The following is an 18,231-nucleotide window of genomic DNA, read 5'->3' on the forward strand; positions in this document are numbered from 1 at the left end:
GTCAACCTGCTGAAGAATGTGCCACGATGCTTATATGTATCGAACATTTGCCTATCAGCAGGTTGACGTTTTTGCCCCCACAGCCTTCAACGGCAATGGGCTCGGCGTTGTCTTTGAGGCAGATCATCTCGATTCCACGCAAATGCAACGCTTCGCCCAGTGGCTGAATTTATCGGAGACCGTCTTCTTCGTGACTCCCACCGAGCCCGAAGCCGACTACGCAATTCGTATTTTTACTCCGACTACCGAGTTGCCCTTTGCCGGGCACCCCACGCTAGGTGCTGCGCATGCGTGGCTTGAATCTGGAGGTCAGGCTGGAACCAACGGCCACCTGCTCCAGCAGTGTGATGCCGGGTTAATTCAGGTACGGATCGAACGCGACGCCAGCGAAAAGCATGAGCGCCGTCTCGCTTTCCTTGCTCCCCCGTTAACCCGCAGTGGGCCCCTAGAGCAAGATGTTTTGCAGTGGGCAATTGCCGGGCTGGGGATTAACTCAGAAGATGTCATTGCCCATCAGTGGTTGGTCAATGGCCCCCACCACGCCGGACTACTGCTGCGCGATGCCGACCTCGTGCTAGGAATTGAGCCTGATTATGCGGCCCTTGACGGGCTGGAGCTCGGAGTCATTGGACCCTACACTGCCTCTAGTGTGGCCCAAGGCGTCTGGCAGCCTCAAGCTACCTTATTGCCCCGAATTTCAGGGACGCGCGAGGAACTGCGTCCGCTAGATTATTCGGACCAGACTCGTTCCGAGGAGCGCTTTGGCTCCGTGGTTCTTCAACCACCTGCAGACTTTGAGGTGCGTGCTTTTGTCTCTGGTGAGGCCATCCAGGAGGATCCTGCAACGGGTTCACTCAACGCCGGCTTTGGCGTGTGGATGACTAAGGCAGGATTGGCACCGCAGCGTTACACAGTCCGCCAGGGCACCCGCGTGGGTCGCGAGGCAATCTTGCATATTGAAGCGAGTGAAAGCGGGCTCTGGGTCAGTGGGGATGTCACCACGCGCATTGAAGGAACTGTGACTTTCGACTGAATCCCTCGCTAAGCCAGATAATGCATTTTAGTTTCACCGTGCAAGCATTACTCTGGGTCAGTGCCTGAAATCGTAAACTCCCCACCAGACTTTGACCGAAAAACCGCTTGGCGTGCCCTCTGGGCACTGGTCATTGGTTTCTTCATGATCCTGCTCGACACCACCATTGTGTCGACGGCGATGCCCGCCATCATGAAGTCGCTGGATGCCGATATTTCTGGGATCCTTTGGATCAACAGTGCTTATCTGCTCACCTTTGCGGTGCCACTGCTCATCACCGGGCGTCTCGGAGACCGTTTTGGTCCACGTAATATTTACCTCATCGGGTTGCTGATCTTTGCTTTGGCTTCGCTGTGGTGCGGGCTGTCAGACTCACTGGCTTCGCTCACCATTGCCCGTGCTGTCCAAGGCCTAGGCGCGGCAATGATCTCGCCACAAGCAATGACGCTGATCACCCGACTCTTTCCTTATCAACACCGCGGAGCCGCGATGGGACTCTGGGGAGCCGTCGCGGGTATTGCTACTCTGTTGGGCCCCCTTGCCGGCGGGCTGTTAGTCGACTCGGTCGGCTGGGAATGGATCTTCTTCATCAACCTGCCAATCGCCGTATTGAGCTTCATCATGTTGTTGAAATTTGTTCCCCGCCTAGCGCCACAAGCTCATTCCTTCGACTGGGTTGGCGTAGCACTTTCCGCCCTGGCAATGTTTGCTTTGGTCTTCGGCATCCAAGAAGGCGACTCAACAAATTGGGAACCATTCATCGGCCCACTGAGCTCTTGGCACATGATCGTTCTCGGTGTGGCGCTCTTCGCTGTGTTCATTTGGTGGCAATCCAAGACTTCCAAGGAACCACTGGTTCCATTGCGGCTGTTTAAGGTTCGCAACTTTTCGCTGGCAAACGTCGCCATCACCTGCATGGGCCTGACCATTTCTACCATGGCTCTACCCATGGTGTTCTTCCTGCAGAATGTGCGAGGCCTGACTCCTACCCAATCGGCATTGATGATCTCCCCGATGGCCATCGTGGCAATTTTCATTGCCCCAGTGCTAGGAAAGACGGTCAACAGGTTTAATCCTCGGACCCTCGCCGTGCCAGGGTTCTTCCTGATCGGCACCGCGACCGTAGCTTACGCATTGATGATGCACTCGGACATTGCGCTGTGGACCTTGCTGATCCCCTCCGCAGTGCAAGGTATTGGTTCAGCAATGATCTGGCCTTCGCTTTCGCTCGCTGCAACCAAAAACCTCACCCCACGTGATGCCGGAGCCGGTTCCGGCATTTACAACACCACCAGGCAGATCGGTTCGGTCCTTGGCTCTGCGCTCATTGCGGTCATGATGGAAGCACGTGTTTCCACCGAGATTCTCAAGGTTCAAACTCAGGGTCCCACAGCTATCCCTGAAGCGACAGCTGTGGGTCTGGGGCAGGCATTGTTGCTACCTGGTTTTGTGGCCATTGCCGCGATACTTGTGGTGGCATTCCTCAACGTCCCGGAAAAGAAGAAAGTTTCCTAGCCTCAAAAGCCCAAAACGGGGTGGGTTCCACATGGAACCCACCCCGTTTTTGCTCAGACAAAGTCGACTATGCAGATTGGTCTGGCTTGTCCTCGCCCTTGACCTTCTCTACGGTTTCACCGATCTTTTCCTGCGCATCGGCGGCAAATTCTTTCACGTTCTCCGAAGCGTCGGCCGCGAATTCCTTCACGTTTTCGGACGCGTCAGCAGCGAACTCTTTAACGTTCTCCGAAGCGTCGTCGGCAAATTCCTTGACGTTCTCGACTGCTTCGCCCAGCTTCTTCTTTGCATTATCCAAGAAACCCATGGGTTCTCCTTTTGGTTCGAAACCTGAAAATGACTACTGAAGGCTTGCAGTACCAACTAAAACTTACGTCAGTTGGAAATTTGCTCACCGTGGAGGCTAAATTATTTCTTTTTCTTCGCCAGCTTCGCCGAGCGACGACCAAAGATCAGTGCTACTGCGATACCTGCAAGCCAAGCATCCTTGGCTAAAGCGGTGCCGTCACTTGTCGGGCGAATACCATCAGATTCGGTCATTCCCGGGGTGCGCAAGTAGGAAGCAAGCAGTACGCCTGAGAATGCTCCGAGGCCAAGACCTGCAAGTCGCGAAGGAATGATAGGTAGGAGCAGAGCGCTACCCAGTGCAATTTCGGAGACCGAAACCGCCTTGCCGAAGGCTGCCGGTTCCAGCTGCCCCAACTGCGGCACGCCATTGGAGGCCAGCTGCTGCAGTCCGGCGGCGCTAGCTTCGTCAATGCGAAGCTTGTTGATTCCGCTGTTGAGAATGAATGCGCCACTGACCAAACGTAGAGCGGCGTTTGCGATAGAGATTCCCATGGGCCCTCACTTCTCTTCTAAGTAGATTTACTGCGGCACTCGCAATTATGAGTTGCCTTGAACCTCAGCGTAGTCATCCCGGGGAATGATCACAATCATTTAGTCCTGTGAGCCGGAGTCAATTAGCCGAAACATGCTAAATTCAAGAATCATGATCTCTTCCTCCGCCGTACCTTCAGCCGCTCTGGACCTTTTGATTACCCAGGGGTTCGACACCACCAGCGTCGATGAGTTGGCTGCCACCGCCGGGATGTCACGGTCCACCTTCTTCCGCCGTTTTGGTTCCAAAGAAAACATGGTGTTTGCCGATCAGGAAATGATCATCACTCATGTGAAAACGACACTTGCTGCTTCTTCTGTCAGTGCCACACAAACGCTTATCGACGCGGCGCACGTGGTCTTTGACCAGTACACGATGAACCCCGAGGCGGCCCAGTTACGTCACCGTCTACTTTCCTCGGTGCCTTCGCTGCGCGAACGTGAGCTGGTTTCCACTCACCGTTATGAACGTGCTTTTTATGATTTCCTCTCCGCCAGAGAACTAACCAATACCGCTCCGCACCGTGCATTGAGTCTGGGAATCAGCGCAGGGTTGGTCGCCATCCACAATGACCATCTGCGCCTATGGTTGCGCGACCCCTCCGCCACGGATCGGGAGCATTTGGCTGCAGACGTGTCGTTATTTTTGGACCGTTTCGCAGATTTACTGGATCCCAACCACGCCCCCAAGGCAAAGTCCTCCAAAGCGCCGCGTGTGGTGGTTTCCGTTCTTGACGCAGGAGATGACGAACAAGCGGTACTTGATGCCGTATCAAAGGCACTGCGCGAACACCGAGACTGACACTTAGTTTCTTGACATGACATTGAGTTCCATTAGGCTGGGTATAGAACAGTTTTCCTTCTCTGCCTAGGAGCACACGAAATGACCCAGCAGCACACCGAATTTGAGTTTCCCACCGGCGTTGTGGAACCCGAATACGATCTATGGGCCGACGGGGTAGATATTGACCCCACCGGAGTGCTTGCCGAAGTCGACCCGGTAGATGCCGCGTGGCGTCACAAGGCCCGCACCTTCATCCTGGATGAAGTCAAAGATGACATCCACGAATACTGGGACAAGGCAGACTACCCACTTCACCTGATTAAAAAACTCGGTGACGCCGGACTACTCCGTGACGGGTTGGACTTTGCCGGCCATGAACCCATGAGTCCGATGGCCGCTGGATTAGTCAACATGGAGTTGGCACGCGGTGACGGCTCGGTAGCTACCATCGTTGGCGTTCAGGGAGGCTTGGCTCTTCGCTCGGTCATGTTCTGCGGTAGTGCGCAACAGAAGACCAAATACGGTGTTCCGATGCTTGCAGGCGAACTCGCCGGCTCCTTCGCACTGACCGAGCCGACTCACGGTTCGGACTCAGTAGGTCTAGAAACCCGCGCCCATAAGGTCGACGGTGGCTATGTCATCAACGGCGAAAAGAAGTGGATTGGCAACGGTTCCATTGGCGGTATCACCGTCACGTGGGCACGTGATGACGACGGTAAGGTGCGTGGTTTCTTGGTTGATCAGGAATCCGCTGGCTACACCGCCACCACCATTAAAAATAAGCTTTCCTTGCGTGCCATCTGGCAGGCTCATATCCGTATGGAGAACGTCTTTGTTCCAGATGAAGATGTGCTCCCGGACTCCCATAGCTTCAAAGACACCGCACGAGTACTTTTTGCCACCCGCTTGGGTGTCGCCTGGTCTGCGGTGGGCCACGCCACCGCATGCTACGAATCAGCGGTGCTCTACGCTAAGGCTCGCACACAGTTTGGCCGCCCACTGGCAGCAAGCCAGATAGTGCAGGAACGTCTGGCCCGGATGCAGTCCGAACTGGCCACCATTCAGCTACTTGCGGTGCAGTCCACCAAGCGTGAGGCACGAGGAGAACTCACCGGCCCGCAGGCTTCTCTGGCTAAATACACTGCAACGCGCACCGCACGCCAGATCGCTGCGAATGCTCGTGATCTCCTTGGCGGAAACGGGATTCTGACCAGTAATCGAGTAGCCCGGCACTTTGCCGATATTGAAGCCATCCACACCTATGAAGGTACCGAAACCGTTCAAGCGCTACTGATGGGCCGCAACATTACCGGCATCTCGGCCTTCGCCTAACCCAACAATTTGAGACAACTAATGCCGTGGCTTAGGCACCATATTATTGGTGCCTCGGCCACGGTTTTACTTTCTTAGCCTTTACTTTCCCGGCGTAGCCTATTATTCGTGTATGCGGTGGCTTGATGCTCCCACGGGTCTTCTGGCCAAGGATGTCTTGGGTACTTTCCGCGCATTTCCGAACGCACCTGTGCGTAGGGACCGTTGAAGAAACTTACTAAGTCCTCAGTGACCGCCAGTGGGCTGCCCTTGGGTGAAAGCAAGTGGAACTGTACCGGCAGTTTCTCCCTCACTAACCGTGGAGAATCTTTCAGTCCAAAGCACTCCTGCAATTTCACCGCCACCACTGCCGGACCGGTTGAATCCACCGGCGGGTACTCGATTCGAATCCGTGACCCCGAGGGCACTTGTAGTCGTTCGGGAACTAAGGAATCAAATTCATGAGCATGCTCCCACGGCAAGAGCGTTCGCAACGCTCCTACCAGATCTATCTTTGATGCAGGTTTCCCGGAGGCCAAATGCTCCAAGCCTGCCGACAGCCAGTTTGACGCGCCGTCTATTAAACTCGCCTCATCCACCGGGACAAATGGTGCCCCCAAAAGCCGGTACGCCACACCCATTCGGCGGCGTAGATTTTCAAAGGCTTGTTGTTCACCAAAAAGCGCTAACGATTGCTCGCGAAGCGCCGTTGCGGCAGCCTTGCGCCCGAGTTCCTTCGTGGCCTTAATCGGGTGCGAGGCGAGCTCAATGGCGCCCAATGACTCAACCTTGCGGGCCGAAATCTTCCCATCCACCATCGTTGCGCTTTCGCTGACTTGATGAAGCTGGCTGAGCAAACTAAGCACCTGCTCTAGTTCAATACCCACCGCTCGGCGAATCATTGCACCGGTACTTGTTGAAGCACGAGTCACCTCGGTAATCGCTAAAAACTCATAATGCGCCAGGTGGCTACCGCGCGGCAAGGAAGCGCGCGTCCCTGATGCCAGCAGGTAGTCATGATCTTGGACCTTGTGCGCCACCCACTGCGGATAGGCCAAGGCGCAGACACCGGCCAGAGCCATGGACGCATCTTGACTCCGCGCATTCCCGGTAAGTTTTTCAAGTCTTTTGGTCTCTTGTTCCCAGGCTCGGTGACCAGGATGTGTGGGGCGCCGAATTGCCTGAAGCAATTCATCCAGATCAGCGTTGGCGATTCGTTCCGAGCTGGCTAGCAGGGCTACCGCTTCCGCGGTGGGACGTGAACCGAAATGTTCGGCGCCTTCTAGCAGCGCACGTGCCGTCCTCGGATCTGCCGGAATTTTCACCATGCGCTCGCCCAATGCGGTGATTTTTCCTTCACTATCTACCGCTTCCAGTGCGCGCAACACCTCTTCGTCGGTGTGCAGCGTCTTAGCCGGAGGCTCTTCCCAGAGCCGGAGCCCCGCTCCTCGCGGTGCGCCCCAAGCAGCCAGCGAAAGCGCGGCCTGAACCAGATCTCCGGTACGTATTTCTGGGGCAGAACTGGCTGGCGCCGCCGCAAAGGCTTTGGCATCCAAGGTGCGCACCACCGTTCCAGGCCCTAGTCGTCCTGCACGGCCGGCTCGCTGAGTGGCTGACGCTCGGCTTGCCACCACCGTGACCAGTCCAGCGATACCGCGCCCGGCGTCCCGGCGCGGTTCGCGCGCATAACCAGCGTCAACTACTAGACGTACCCGAGGCACGGTCAATGAGGACTCAGCAATCGAGGTGGACACGATAATTCGTGGTCCTTCGGTAACATCCGGCTCGGCGAGTATCTGGTCTTGAATCTTTGTGGGTACTTGAGAATGCAAGGCGAAGGCGGTCATCCCAGATGCTGCAATCTGGGCGCAGACACGGTCAACTTCGCGGGCGCCTGGAACAAAGACCAGGGTATCGATCACGGTTGTGGAGCGTTGGTTCAGTAGTTTTGAATGTTTCACCGCCACCTGTGCGACATGGGATAGATACTCTGCGCTGATTCCACGTTCGGTGATCCGTTGCCTAGAGAAACTTTCAAAGAGTTCGGTCACCTCAAATTGTGCGGTGTTAGCCGTCAACACCCGCGCAGGTTCATCACGTGCCAGGAGCTCTGAAAGTTCTTTAGAATGCAGGGTCGCACTCATCACGATCAGGCTCAGATCATCTCGCAGCTCGCTGACCTGGTTCACCATGGCCAGTAAAAGGTCGGTATCGATGGATCGTTCGTGGACCTCATCAATGATCACCGCGCTGATTCCGGCTAAATCTGGATCAGCCAACAACCTGCGCAGCATCAGTCCGGCGGTCACAAATTCAACCTGGGTATTTGCCGAGCTTTGACGTTCACCACGGACCGCAAAACCTACCTTGTCCCCCAGCCTTGAACCATCCAGTTGCGCTAACCGACGTGCCGCGGCACGGGCCGCTACACGGCGTGGCTGAGTGACGATAATCTTGCCGGTGAGCCCTTGCGCAGCCAGTGCCACGGCCACGGTGGGTGGCACGATGGTGGTTTTACCCGAACCCGGTGGCGCCTGAATGACTAAGGGCCGACTCGGTTGAGTTTGCAACGCAACTTGTAGTTCTTGGCGACTTAGTCCGAAAGCCAAACCCGAGGCGATACGTTCAAGGTCAAAGGCTTGGAGATTCATAGGTGCTATACCGCCCAAAAAGCTTGAATCGCGCTAACCACCGGTTCAATGGGGAACAAGGTACTACCGTGAGTTCGGCCCGGAAGCGCAACCAGTCGAGCGTGTGGCAAAGCGCGGGCCATCAACTTATTTTGATCAAAGCGGGGCTGATCACGGGTACCAATCAATAACAGCGTGGGGGTGGTGATCTTCGAAAGCTGGCTCAGCTCTAAGTTCTGCACGGTTTCGGCTGCGTCGTAGTAGGCCGCCAAGGCCAAGGGGTCGTTGTTAAGGAAAGCTAATCGGGTGGCTGGGTCTAGCCTGCCGCGGGTTTCTTGTCCGGTGACAAAACCTTCGATATCTCCTTGACGCAATACTTCTAAGTAACCAGGGAAGAACAGTTTGCCAATCTCCCCGTCTGTAATCTCATAGGTTCCCCCGAGCATCGTGAGGCTCAGGACCCGATCAGGACGGTCCATGGCAACATGCAATCCACTCCGCGCGCCGAAAGAGTAACCAATAATGTGTGCTGCCGGAAGGCCAAGATTATCTAGTACGGCATAAATATCACTGGCAATTTTGTCCATCGTGTAATCGGAGCTTTGATGAGACTTCATCGATTTGCCATGCCCGCGAAGGTCCATGCGAATGGTGCGATGGTTGGTGCCTAAGGCTTTGGTATATCCCAGCCCGCGCCAGATAGAACGTGAGAGCGCCGACCCGTGGAGGAAAAGAATTGGCTCACCGACAGCTTGGCCGTCATCAAAGAAGATTTCGGCACCATCTGCGGGGTTATTAATCATCGGCATACCTCCGATTAAATCCCCTTGTGTCTCAGCGAGCAATTCGCCGGGCACCAGCCCGGTGTGCATTACCCGCTTTCTATCGACTTTGGTCATAAAAAGGATGACACTAAAAGTATGAGGTCGATGGCTTAATGCCGCGACACAGAGACATGCGAGGGAAGGAGCATCATGCGCAACGGTCACGAGGACGAACTTGGAGTCGAGACTCAGGAACAGGCCAAGGCACACGTGAAGCACGATCATGAAGAAGAGTTAGTGGAGGAATGGGAAGACGAATCATTCCCAGCCTCTGATCCACCCTCGAATTACTAATCCAAAAAAACTGAGGATTCGTTTACCTCATGCTCAGCTATTGATAAGAATGCCATCCTAGAGTGGTGATTACCTTCTCAAGGTGCGAGTGATTTATAAGAATCGATCTGCGCGGGCTTTACCTCCTTGACCCCCGCAGATCGATTCTTTCTTTAAGCTTCTTCGTTACTTCTTTTTCGTGAACTCAATCGTCGTGGCGCTGCTCGCGACCACCTCCAACTGGAGTTTGCCGGTCGCATTCTTCGTCACGCCACTGCCTTTGGCGGCAAACGGGGCCTCCGCTCGCAACTGGGTCTTCTCGACAGCTCCGTTTCCAGGTGCATAAATCTGTGCTGCCCCGGTGGCTCGATATCCTTTAGGCAAGTTAACCGTCAGCGGGTTTTTCGACTTTTTGGCTGCATCGTTTTTATTGATCACGGTCACCTGAACATTGCCGTTTTCAGCCTTAACAGCATAGGCCGTAATGTTTTTGTCCCCCGAAATTTTCGTAGACATGAACTGGCTACCAATACTCAAGCTGGCTAAGCGCATAGCTAGGTAATTGGGCTGGGCGAGCACTTGGCCTTCACCCTTGCTACCGGTTCCGTCCGCGGAACAGACCACCGACATCGGCGCTCCACCTCGGCAGGCACCAAGCATGGAATGCATGTTCATCCGCTCCACCCCAAGACGCGCTGATGCAAAAATATGGTCAATGGTCCACAACGCGGTGGCGTGAGTTCGAGAGGTATTATTCGTCCCCGGGCAGCTCGTTGACCCGGTTTCTTCGACCCACAGCGGAACCTTCTTTTTATTGGCCTTGGCTAATCCAATTCCTAGCATTTTCGTGGCACTCTTACTCACCACAGGTTCTAGTAAGTTCTGCCATTCGGGTCCGCGCCCGGGCACCTTATCCGAGGAGCATTCATAGATAGCATAATAGTGCTGGGTTAACGCCGTAGTGTTAGGTAGTTTCGCATTCAAAAACGCGCTCATCCACGAGCCGTCAAAGACGCCGGGACCAACAATTGGAACCTTCTTACCGGTGGCCTCGTCGATGGCTTTGACGTACGCCCGCACCTGAGTGACGTACTTCTTTTCATTCCATTGCGAAGGTTTGCGCACCTGCAGCCCAGGACGCGCATCATTGGTATACCCATTGGGTTCATTGCCGATAGAGATTCCAATCAGGTGATCCCCGAAAGTCTTCACAGCATATTTGGCCATATCGGCCCCGCGCTTCGGATCATAATGGCCCAGCGGAATACCGATGGTGACCTTAGAGTCGAGCTTCTTGACCGTTTTCATCACGCGTTCGAGATCTTGGGGAGTGACCAAGGTTTTACCCTTTGGCGCTTTTTCTCCCGTTGAAGTCCAGAAGATTTCGCGGTCCAAGACGTTTCCGCCAAAACGTAAACCAGGATGCCCCAACCCTGCGAGCATCTCGTCGAGGTTACCGACTTCTGGGTCCCAACGCGGGTCGCTAAGCTCGGTAGCCTCAAAGGACACTCCGATGTTGTCATCGCTCAGGCTAGTACCGAGGTTTGAGGATCCGACATTTAAGGTAGTCGCCTTACCTGCGGGTTTGTTATTAAAGTCTTGGACAAAGTCCGGCAGCGGCTCTGGGGTCGGTGGTGCCGGCGTCGCGGAATTTGAGGTCTGTGGCTCTTGCGTCGTTGGGCCCGAAGAGCAACCGGCTAACAGTCCGCAGATCAAGAGCGCGGCAAGGGATTTTGTCGCTTTGGAAATCACTTCGGTCCTCACAGTTATTTGCATGCTGTCCAAACTTCACTCTATCGCGAGCCTAGAGATTCTCTGCTGACATGAATTATCGCGAGTCTGGTTCCGCGAAGACGATGCTCTAGTTTTATTCAACAGATCAATGCTCTTGCGTGAGTTCTGCCATAGAGTTGTTTTAAGCAACAAAGACTCATTCTATGGAGAGGCACCACATGGAGTACGAACTTGTCAGCCCGCGTCCCGACAGTAACCGTCCGTACGTCGCAGCAGAAAACCGTTACGAGAATTTCGGCTACCGTCGAGTCGGAGATTCGGGCTTAGTTTTGCCTCCTCTCTCGCTGGGCCTGTGGTGGAATTTCGGTGACAACCGCGCATTTGATACCCAACGTGAAGTCTTGCGTCACGCTTTTGACCACGGCATCAACCACTTCGACCTAGCTAATAACTATGGTCCGCCAGCTGGTTCGGCTGAAGAGAACTTCGGTCGAATGATGCGCAAGGACTTCATGCCTTACCGTAATGAGTTGGTCATCTCGTCGAAGGCCGGCTACGACATGTGGGCCGGACCATTCGGTAGTTTCGGGTCACGCAAATACTTGCTGGCCTCCGCAGAAGCATCCTTGCAGGCAATGAACTTGGACTACGTGGATATCTTCTATTCGCATCGTTATGACCCGAAGACTCCCCTAGAAGAAACCATTGGTGCGTTAGATACCTTGGTCCGTCAGGGCAAGGCCATCTATGTCGGTATTTCCTCCTACTCGGCCGAACGCACCGCGCAGGCCAAGGCCATCGCAGACGAGCTAGGAACCCCACTGGTCATCCACCAGCCTTCCTACAACATCTTGAACCCATGGGTAGAGCACGGTCTATTGGCCACCTTGCAGAAGGAAGACATGGGAGCTATCGCCTTTACTCCTTTGGCTCAAGGCTTGCTAACCGACAAGTACCTCAACGGCACCGATGTGCAGCGCCAGGGTGGACGACGTTCCTTGGACGCACAGCTGACCGAAGAGAACTTGGACAAGATCCACAAGCTCAACGACATTGCACTGCGTCGCGGCCAGTCTTTGGCACAGATGTCCTTGGCTTGGTTGCTCCGCGAGGGTGCGGCCACCTCGGTGCTCATCGGCGCTTCCTCAACCAAGCAGCTGGACGAAAACCTCGGCGCACTAAAGAACGTTGAATTCACCGAGACCGAGCTCAACGAAATTGCTTCGATCGCTCAAGGCGATGCCGGAATTGATTGGTGGAAGACCTCGGCAATCAGCTAGTTTCTTCCTAGTTCTCAAACACCCGTGCGACGTATTCTCAAGCGTCGTACGGGTGTTTTGCATTCGGGCGCAAATGAGAGACATTCGCGAGGAATCCGTCTTAAATCCCAGACGATTCAACGGATCTGAGTGTGGCCGATTTGCTGAACTGAGGATATGCTCGAATTAGACGCGCCGTGAAGTGATTCACATTCATTTTATGGACGGGATGGGTATCGTGGAATCCACAAGCCCACACAGACCTCAGCACAGACTAGACAGGAGCATCATGAGCGCCCCGACCTACAAGGTACTAAACCCGGCAACCGGCAAGATCGTTGAAGAATTCCCGACAGCCACCGACGCACAGGTCGAGCAGGCACTCGCCTCCGCACAATCTGGCTACGAGTCGTGGCAAAACGTCGACATCAACGAGCGTGCCAAAATCGTCAGCAAGGTCGCTCAGCTCTTCGCCGACAAGGCCGATGAACTAGGCAAAATCATGACTCTGGAAATGGGCAAGCCACTTTCCGAGGCAGTAGGCGAAGCAGAATACTGCAAAGACATCTTTGAATACTTTGCTACCGAAGGTCCCACCCTAGCGGCAGATCAGGAAATCAAGTCCTTCTCCGGTGGCAAGGCAGTCGTCCAGCGCCGCCCCGTCGGCCCACTGCTGGGCATCATGCCCTGGAACTTCCCGCTGTACCAGGTCGCTCGCTTTGCCGCACCAAACCTGATGCTGGGCAACACCATTGTGCTCAAGCATGCAGAGTCCTGCCCGCGCTCGGCTCTAGCAATCCAAGAAATCATGGATGAGGCAGGGGTTCCTGCTGGCGTGTACAACAACGTTTTCGCCACCCATGATCAAATCTCCACCATCATTGCTGATTCACGGATCCAGGGTGTTTCCCTGACCGGTTCCGAACGCGCTGGCGCGATCATTGGCGAACAGGCCGGACGCAATTTGAAGAAGGCAGTACTTGAACTTGGCGGTTCAGATCCATTTGTTGTCCTGGATTCAAATGACGTGGCTGGCATCGCCGAGACCGCGTGGGGCTTCCGTATCGACAACACCGGTCAGGCGTGCAACTCCAATAAGCGCATGATCATCATGGAAGATATTTTTGATGACTTTGTTACCGAACTGACCAAGCATGCCGACGGGCTGACACCCGGTGATCCAATGGCAGAAGTCGACGGCACGTTCGCACCGATGTCCTCCCGTAAGGCTGCCGAAGATCTGCACGCACAGGTACAGGATGCGGTGTCTAAGGGCGCCACACTTCATACCGGTGGCGTACTGCAAGATGGTCCTGCGGCCTACTACTCCCCTGCCGTGCTCAGCGGTGTCACCAAGGACATGCGCGCTTACTACGAGGAGCTGTTCGGCCCAGTCGCCGTGGTCTACAAGGTCAACAGCGACGAGCAGGCACTGGAACTAGCCAATGACACCATCTACGGCCTGGGCGGTTCGGTGCACTCCACCGATGAAGCTCGTGCAGCCAAGGTTGCCATGGGCCTACAGTCGGGTATGGCGAACGTTAACTCTCCAGCGGCTGAGGGCGCCGAAATGCCATTCGGTGGCGTGAAGCGCTCCGGCTTCGGCCGTGAGCTTGGCCCGTTGGGCATGGAAGAATTCGTGAACAAGCGTCTGTTCTACATCGGCGAGTAGCAACAGATAAGCAGGGGGCCGAACCAGTTTCGTGAACTGATTCGGCCCCTCTTCTTGTGCTTTAAACTCGCGAGCCCTCCAACGTTGCATCTTTTAGCCGGCTACCAGCTATTCGCCCGACCAGTTGACGGCTGGGAAGCGACGTCACGAATTGTGCGGCGTTCAAGCAAGCAGGCCATTGTGCGCAACTTGAGCGAACGCGATCGCAGCTTGGTGCGCCTGGTCGCTGCTGGACTGACCAATGTACAGATCTCGCGAATTTCTCACATCTCGGAAGGTTCTATGAAGCTTCATCTGGCGCGCATCTTGGAACAGCTCAATGTCACCAATCGTGTGCAGCTGGCGGTTATTGCCACCGAATCAGGTTTGGTTTCCCCCGCTGACTTGCAGATTGTCAGCTAGAATTCTGCGCTGGCTAGTAAACGGTTCGTAGCTGCGTGGCTGGAATCCACATCTCTTCACCATCACGTTCAATCTGTCGCCACGCGCCTTGACGCGCCACAATAATCACCGCGGTATCGGACTGCAAAATGCGCGCTAATGCGTGGTGATCCCCAGGACCACGACGTGCGTTGAGTCGGATGGTGGTTAATGCACGCTGATTGGGTACAGCAATCAACCCACCCTTAGCAGGACGTGAGGGCAGAGTCTGCAAATACATGCTCGGCACCCAGCCCAACAGCTGTCCGAATTGTACTTGTGACCACAACCCTTGTTGCAGAACCATGCGGACCTTACTCGCCTGCTCAATAACCTTGAGCACTGGATAGCCGGTGCCGCTACCTTTGCGAAGGTTCAGTGTAGCCGTGGTGACATGGGTGGCTTCGATCAACGAATAACGCGACAGCACTCGAGGGCTATGCTCATCTTCGCTCTGACCTTCAATTTTTTCGTCAAAGGCTGACGGAATCGGCTCTAGGTAAATATTTGGTAGCCAGCCATAGATGCGGTGAACGTATACGTGAGCCCAGGATCCTCGCACTTCGACGAGTGCAATTTCAGTTCCGGTGCTCAGATTGCTCTGAACAAGGTAGTGTCGCCCGGCACCCTTACGTAGTTTCAGCTCTGCCGTCGTGCGGTGCGTATGCGTCGGTGACGACGTCCGAGCCGAAGGATGCGGATAACCCAATTGGTTCACAACCACCTCGATATAGAAAAACTTAAGGAACCAGCAAGTAGCTGATTCCCTAAGTTTATTTCATGTTTGAAGAGTTTTTCTCTTCTTGTGGTTTTATTCGCCTGCCGACTGGCGTGTTCCTAGCTCACGGTCCAGTCGCAGGATGCCGCTTCCGTCATCTCCGACAAGCTTCAGGCGGTCCAGAATCTCGGATACGGTGGCCTCTTCTTCGACCTGTTCCTCGATAAACCAGTTCAGCATCGGGATTGAATCGATGTCACCCTCGGTCTGTGCCAGTCGGTACAGTTCACGGATTGCTTCCGAAACTTTCCGTTCGTGTGCCAAAGACACTGCGAAGGCGTCAGCAACGGTTTTGACGTTCATCTGTGGTGCTGGCTGCTCACCGATGGTTGGGTGTGCGTCACGGTCAGTCATATGAGTCATGAACTTTTCCGCGTGCACGATTTCTTCGGCTGCCTGTGCACGGAACCAGCCGGCAATGCCGGAAAGGCTCATGACATCCATCTCCACTGCCAGCTGACGGTAAACGGTCGCAGCGGTCAATTCGAGAGTTAACTGAGTGTTGAAGGCTTCTGCAAGTTTTCCTGTAAGTTCCATGACTAAAGACTACGACTCATTTTCCTACTTGTCATCGAAGTTCGGACACACTAATTAGCAGAGTAATTAGCGAACACTTTTGAGTTGACCAGTAGTTAATTGAGCCGATGCTAACCAAGGTTAGGGCAACCGAACAGATCTTCTGGGCTTACTTTCCCAACCCCGCACGTCGCAACGCTTCAGCCATCGCGGTGTTTCCGCTCGGCGCCGGCGCTGCCTGGCGTCCGGCCTTTGGGACGCGGTCCCCACGAGTCTTCACTCCAGCATTGGGCCGTTGTCCGGTACGAGCTTTTGGCTGCTCCGAGACAGTTTTCTCTCCGGGCAATTCGTCATCCAAACGCAGGGTCAAAGAAATTCGCTTACGCGCAGCATCAACCTCAAGGACCTTGACCTTAACTATCTGCCCCGAGCTGACCACTTCGCGCGGATCCGAAATGAACTTAGTGCTCATTGCCGAGACATGGATCAGTCCGTCCTGGTGCACACCCAAATCAACAAAGGCACCGAAGGCCGCGACATTGGAGACTGTACCTTCCATGATCATCCCAGGCAGCACATCGGAAAGCTTCTCCACACCTTCACGCAACGCGGCGGTCACAAATTCGCCGCGCGGGTCACGAGCGGGACGGCGTAGTTCTGCAATCACATCGCGGATGGTCGGTTCACCGAATTGTTCGGTGGTAAATTCCGCTGGATCTAATTCTTCTAACCGTCTCCCACGGCTCTCTGCCGCCTGCTGCAAACTCTTGGCCAGCGCATATGCCTCCGGGTGAACCGAGGACGCATCGAGTTTTTCCTTACCCCCGGTGATGCGCAAGAACCCGGCACACTGCTCATAGGCTTTGGCGCCCAAGCGCGGAACCTTCAGCAGCTCGCGGCGTGTAGCAAAAGCACCGTTAGCATTACGGTGGTCCACAATGTTTCTGCTCAATAGTGGGCCTACACCGGCCACACGTGAAAGCAGTGCCGGGGAAGCGGTGTTAACATCAACACCCACCGCGTTCACACAGTCTTCAACCACCGCATCCAGTGCCCGGTCAAGCTTTGTGGCACTCACATCGTGCTGGTACTGACCCACTCCAATGGATTTTGGATCAATTTTCACCAGCTCTGCGAGAGGGTCTTGTAGGCGGCGGGCGATAGATACTGCTCCACGGATTGAGACATCTAGATCTGGCAATTCTTGGCTAGCAAGTTCGGAAGCCGAGTACACCGAGGCACCTGCCTCGGAAACGATGACCTTGGAGAGCTCTTTACCGCCCAGGGCCTTGATCACTTCTGCCGCCAAACGGTCGGTTTCACGACCGGCCGTGCCATTACCCACGGCAATCAGCGAGGTGCCATGTTTCTGCGCCAGCTGGGTGAGCGTGTTAACCGATTCGTCCCATTTGTTCGCAGGTGCATGCGGGTAGATTGTGGCAATGTCCACGACCTTGCCGGTCAGGTCCACCACTGCCACCTTCACCCCGGTACGCAGTCCCGGGTCAAGACCCAGAACTGCCTTGTTTCCGGCCGGCGCAGCCAACAGGACATCGCGAAGATTAGCAGCAAAGATCTTGACCGATTCATCCTCGGCAGCTTCAAAGAGGCGAGCCCGAAGATCTGATTCAAAACGGGTTAGTAAACGGGCTTTCCAAGCTAGACGTACGGTCTGCTGTAGCCAGCTTGCTGCCGGCGCATCACCACCGGTGCTGATGCCCAAGGACGCGGCGATAGCGTTCTCGTACCCGGCACGAGCTTGCGCTAAGGCTTGGTCATCACGTGGGTCAGCCTCGGCAAACTGCAGCTTCAGCACCCCATCACGTTCACCACGTAGTAGCGCGAGCACCCGGTGTGAGGGCAACGAATCAAGCGTCGCCACATAGTCCAAGTAGTCCTTGTACTTTCCTTGAGCCTCCGCGGTCGCAGTAGCTGCGGGGCTGGCACCGACCCGGCCGGTTTTCCACAGTCGCTCACGCAACTCTGATGCCAGCACGATATCTTGCGAGACTCGTTCGGTCACAATTGAGCGCGCACCGGAGAGCGCATCTAGCTCGGTAGCAAAACCAGCCTCGGCGTTCAGGTACTCCCCCGCCGCAACCTGCGGATCGGTGTTGGGGTTGGCTAAGAGCAGATCCGCCAGGGGTTCCAGACCCGCTTCTCGCGCAATCTGAGCCTTGGTGCGACGCTTCGATTTGAATGGAAGATAGATGTCTTCCAATTCGGCCTTGGTCACCGCAGCGGTAATGGCTGAATCGAGTTCGTCGGTGAGTTTTCCGACCTCGGTAATTGCTTCGCGGACGGTCACGCGGCGTTCTTCGAGTTCACGCAGGTAGCGCAGTCGCTCTTCGAGAAGACGCAGTTGGGTATCGGAGAGCATTCCCGTGATTTCTTTACGGTATCTGGCGATGAAGGGAACGGTGGATCCGGAGTCCAAAAGTTCAACGGCGGCTTTGACCTGCCAGATAGCTACTTTGCTGTCGCCAGATAGTTCGATGGCCAGCTGTTCAAGGATTCTCTGCTCTGTGCTACTCACCGAACCATTGTGCCTCACACGGCTTATTCTTCAGATGATCGACTCGGTTGACACCCAGCTGATCCTA

General features: G+C 55.1%; 16 protein-coding genes. 8 read left to right on the forward strand and 8 right to left on the reverse strand.

Going from position 1 to position 18,231, the window contains the following annotated elements:
* The first annotated feature begins 34 nt into the window (after positions 1–34).
* Both IEX04_RS00545 and IEX04_RS00550 read left to right on the forward strand, forming a co-directional pair.
* Complete coding sequence (locus IEX04_RS00545; protein WP_188682924.1) at positions 35–1,033, forward strand: PhzF family protein; 999 nt, start codon at positions 35–37, stop codon at positions 1,031–1,033.
* A gap of 60 nt (positions 1,034–1,093) precedes the next feature.
* Positions 1,094–2,548, forward strand: coding sequence for a DHA2 family efflux MFS transporter permease subunit (locus IEX04_RS00550; protein WP_188682926.1), 1,455 nt, complete (start codon positions 1,094–1,096; stop codon positions 2,546–2,548).
* Between the two features lie 67 nt (positions 2,549–2,615).
* Here the strand turns inward: IEX04_RS00550 and IEX04_RS00555 are convergent, their stop codons facing one another.
* Both IEX04_RS00555 and IEX04_RS00560 read right to left on the reverse strand, forming a co-directional pair.
* The gene (locus IEX04_RS00555) at positions 2,616–2,855 is read right to left on the reverse strand and encodes a hypothetical protein (RefSeq protein WP_188682928.1); all 240 of its coding nucleotides are present in this window, start codon (positions 2,853–2,855) and stop codon (positions 2,616–2,618) included.
* A 101-nt stretch (positions 2,856–2,956) separates the two neighbouring features.
* Entirely contained in the window at positions 2,957–3,388 is a 432-nt protein-coding gene (locus IEX04_RS00560) for a DoxX family membrane protein (protein ID WP_096255658.1), read from the reverse strand.
* A 151-nt stretch (positions 3,389–3,539) separates the two neighbouring features.
* Between IEX04_RS00560 and IEX04_RS00565 the strand changes: the two genes are divergently transcribed.
* Positions 3,540–4,229 (forward strand): TetR/AcrR family transcriptional regulator, encoded by a 690-nt coding sequence (locus tag IEX04_RS00565; protein WP_188682930.1) that lies wholly within the window; start codon positions 3,540–3,542, stop codon positions 4,227–4,229.
* 81 nt (positions 4,230–4,310) lie between these two features.
* Positions 4,311–5,543, forward strand: coding sequence for an acyl-CoA dehydrogenase family protein (locus IEX04_RS00570; RefSeq protein WP_188682932.1), 1,233 nt, complete (start codon positions 4,311–4,313; stop codon positions 5,541–5,543).
* Positions 5,544–5,617: 74 nt separating this feature from the next.
* Here IEX04_RS00570 and hrpB read toward each other — a convergent pair whose 3' ends face one another.
* Entirely contained in the window at positions 5,618–8,173 is a 2,556-nt protein-coding gene (gene hrpB, locus IEX04_RS00575; protein ID WP_188682934.1) for an ATP-dependent helicase HrpB, read from the reverse strand.
* Between the two features lie 5 nt (positions 8,174–8,178).
* A complete protein-coding gene (locus IEX04_RS00580) occupies positions 8,179–8,955 on the reverse strand; it encodes an alpha/beta fold hydrolase (RefSeq protein ID WP_188684020.1) in 777 nt (258 codons plus the stop codon).
* A 171-nt stretch (positions 8,956–9,126) separates the two neighbouring features.
* Here IEX04_RS00580 and IEX04_RS00585 point away from each other — a divergent pair, with 171 nt between their 5' ends.
* Complete coding sequence (locus IEX04_RS00585; RefSeq protein WP_188684109.1) at positions 9,127–9,270, forward strand: hypothetical protein; 144 nt, start codon at positions 9,127–9,129, stop codon at positions 9,268–9,270.
* 165 nt (positions 9,271–9,435) lie between these two features.
* Here IEX04_RS00585 and IEX04_RS00590 read toward each other — a convergent pair whose 3' ends face one another.
* Positions 9,436–11,001, reverse strand: a complete 1,566-nt coding sequence (locus IEX04_RS00590) for a hypothetical protein (RefSeq protein WP_229676923.1) — start codon at positions 10,999–11,001, stop codon at positions 9,436–9,438.
* A 200-nt stretch (positions 11,002–11,201) separates the two neighbouring features.
* Between IEX04_RS00590 and IEX04_RS00595 the strand changes: the two genes are divergently transcribed.
* The 3 genes from IEX04_RS00595 to IEX04_RS00605 all read left to right on the forward strand — a co-directional run bounded on the left by IEX04_RS00595 (position 11,202) and on the right by IEX04_RS00605 (position 14,316).
* The gene (locus IEX04_RS00595) at positions 11,202–12,263 is read left to right on the forward strand and encodes an aldo/keto reductase (RefSeq protein WP_188682938.1); all 1,062 of its coding nucleotides are present in this window, start codon (positions 11,202–11,204) and stop codon (positions 12,261–12,263) included.
* A gap of 268 nt (positions 12,264–12,531) precedes the next feature.
* Positions 12,532–13,914, forward strand: a complete 1,383-nt coding sequence (locus IEX04_RS00600; protein ID WP_188682940.1) for an NAD-dependent succinate-semialdehyde dehydrogenase — start codon at positions 12,532–12,534, stop codon at positions 13,912–13,914.
* A gap of 180 nt (positions 13,915–14,094) precedes the next feature.
* Positions 14,095–14,316, forward strand: coding sequence for a response regulator transcription factor (locus IEX04_RS00605; protein WP_229676924.1), 222 nt, complete (start codon positions 14,095–14,097; stop codon positions 14,314–14,316).
* 13 nt (positions 14,317–14,329) lie between these two features.
* Here IEX04_RS00605 and IEX04_RS00610 read toward each other — a convergent pair whose 3' ends face one another.
* The 3 genes from IEX04_RS00610 to IEX04_RS00620 form a co-directional block, all read right to left on the reverse strand.
* Positions 14,330–15,052 (reverse strand): SH3 domain-containing protein, encoded by a 723-nt coding sequence (locus tag IEX04_RS00610; RefSeq protein WP_188682944.1) that lies wholly within the window; start codon positions 15,050–15,052, stop codon positions 14,330–14,332.
* A 93-nt stretch (positions 15,053–15,145) separates the two neighbouring features.
* Entirely contained in the window at positions 15,146–15,649 is a 504-nt protein-coding gene (locus tag IEX04_RS00615) for a ferritin (RefSeq protein ID WP_096255672.1), read from the reverse strand.
* A gap of 148 nt (positions 15,650–15,797) precedes the next feature.
* Positions 15,798–18,164 carry a Tex family protein gene (locus IEX04_RS00620; RefSeq protein ID WP_188682946.1) on the reverse strand — a complete coding sequence of 789 codons (2,367 nt, stop codon included), beginning with the start codon at positions 18,162–18,164 and terminating at the stop codon, positions 15,798–15,800.
* Between the last annotated feature and the right edge of the window lie 67 nt (positions 18,165–18,231).

The sequence above is a fragment of the Glutamicibacter ardleyensis genome (genome assembly GCF_014644555.1).
In the GTDB taxonomy this organism is placed as follows: domain Bacteria; phylum Actinomycetota; class Actinomycetes; order Actinomycetales; family Micrococcaceae; genus Glutamicibacter; species Glutamicibacter bergerei.

Excerpts from the sequence above, each read along its gene's own strand:
- IEX04_RS00545 (WP_188682924.1), top strand. The coding sequence starts at position 35 with ATGTATCGAACATTTGCCTATCAGCAGGTTGACGTTTTTGCCCCCACA.
- IEX04_RS00555 (WP_188682928.1), bottom strand. The coding sequence starts at position 2,855 with ATGGGTTTCTTGGATAATGCAAAGAAGAAGCTGGGCGAAGCAGTCGAG.
- IEX04_RS00560 (WP_096255658.1), bottom strand. The coding sequence starts at position 3,388 with ATGGGAATCTCTATCGCAAACGCCGCTCTACGTTTGGTCAGTGGCGCA.
- IEX04_RS00565 (WP_188682930.1), top strand. The coding sequence starts at position 3,540 with ATGATCTCTTCCTCCGCCGTACCTTCAGCCGCTCTGGACCTTTTGATT.
- IEX04_RS00570 (WP_188682932.1), top strand. The coding sequence starts at position 4,311 with ATGACCCAGCAGCACACCGAATTTGAGTTTCCCACCGGCGTTGTGGAA.
- hrpB (WP_188682934.1), bottom strand. The coding sequence starts at position 8,173 with ATGAATCTCCAAGCCTTTGACCTTGAACGTATCGCCTCGGGTTTGGCT.
- IEX04_RS00580 (WP_188684020.1), bottom strand. The coding sequence starts at position 8,955 with ATGATTAATAACCCCGCAGATGGTGCCGAAATCTTCTTTGATGACGGC.
- IEX04_RS00585 (WP_188684109.1), top strand. The coding sequence starts at position 9,127 with ATGCGCAACGGTCACGAGGACGAACTTGGAGTCGAGACTCAGGAACAG.
- IEX04_RS00595 (WP_188682938.1), top strand. The coding sequence starts at position 11,202 with ATGGAGTACGAACTTGTCAGCCCGCGTCCCGACAGTAACCGTCCGTAC.
- IEX04_RS00600 (WP_188682940.1), top strand. The coding sequence starts at position 12,532 with ATGAGCGCCCCGACCTACAAGGTACTAAACCCGGCAACCGGCAAGATC.
- IEX04_RS00615 (WP_096255672.1), bottom strand. The coding sequence starts at position 15,649 with ATGGAACTTACAGGAAAACTTGCAGAAGCCTTCAACACTCAGTTAACT.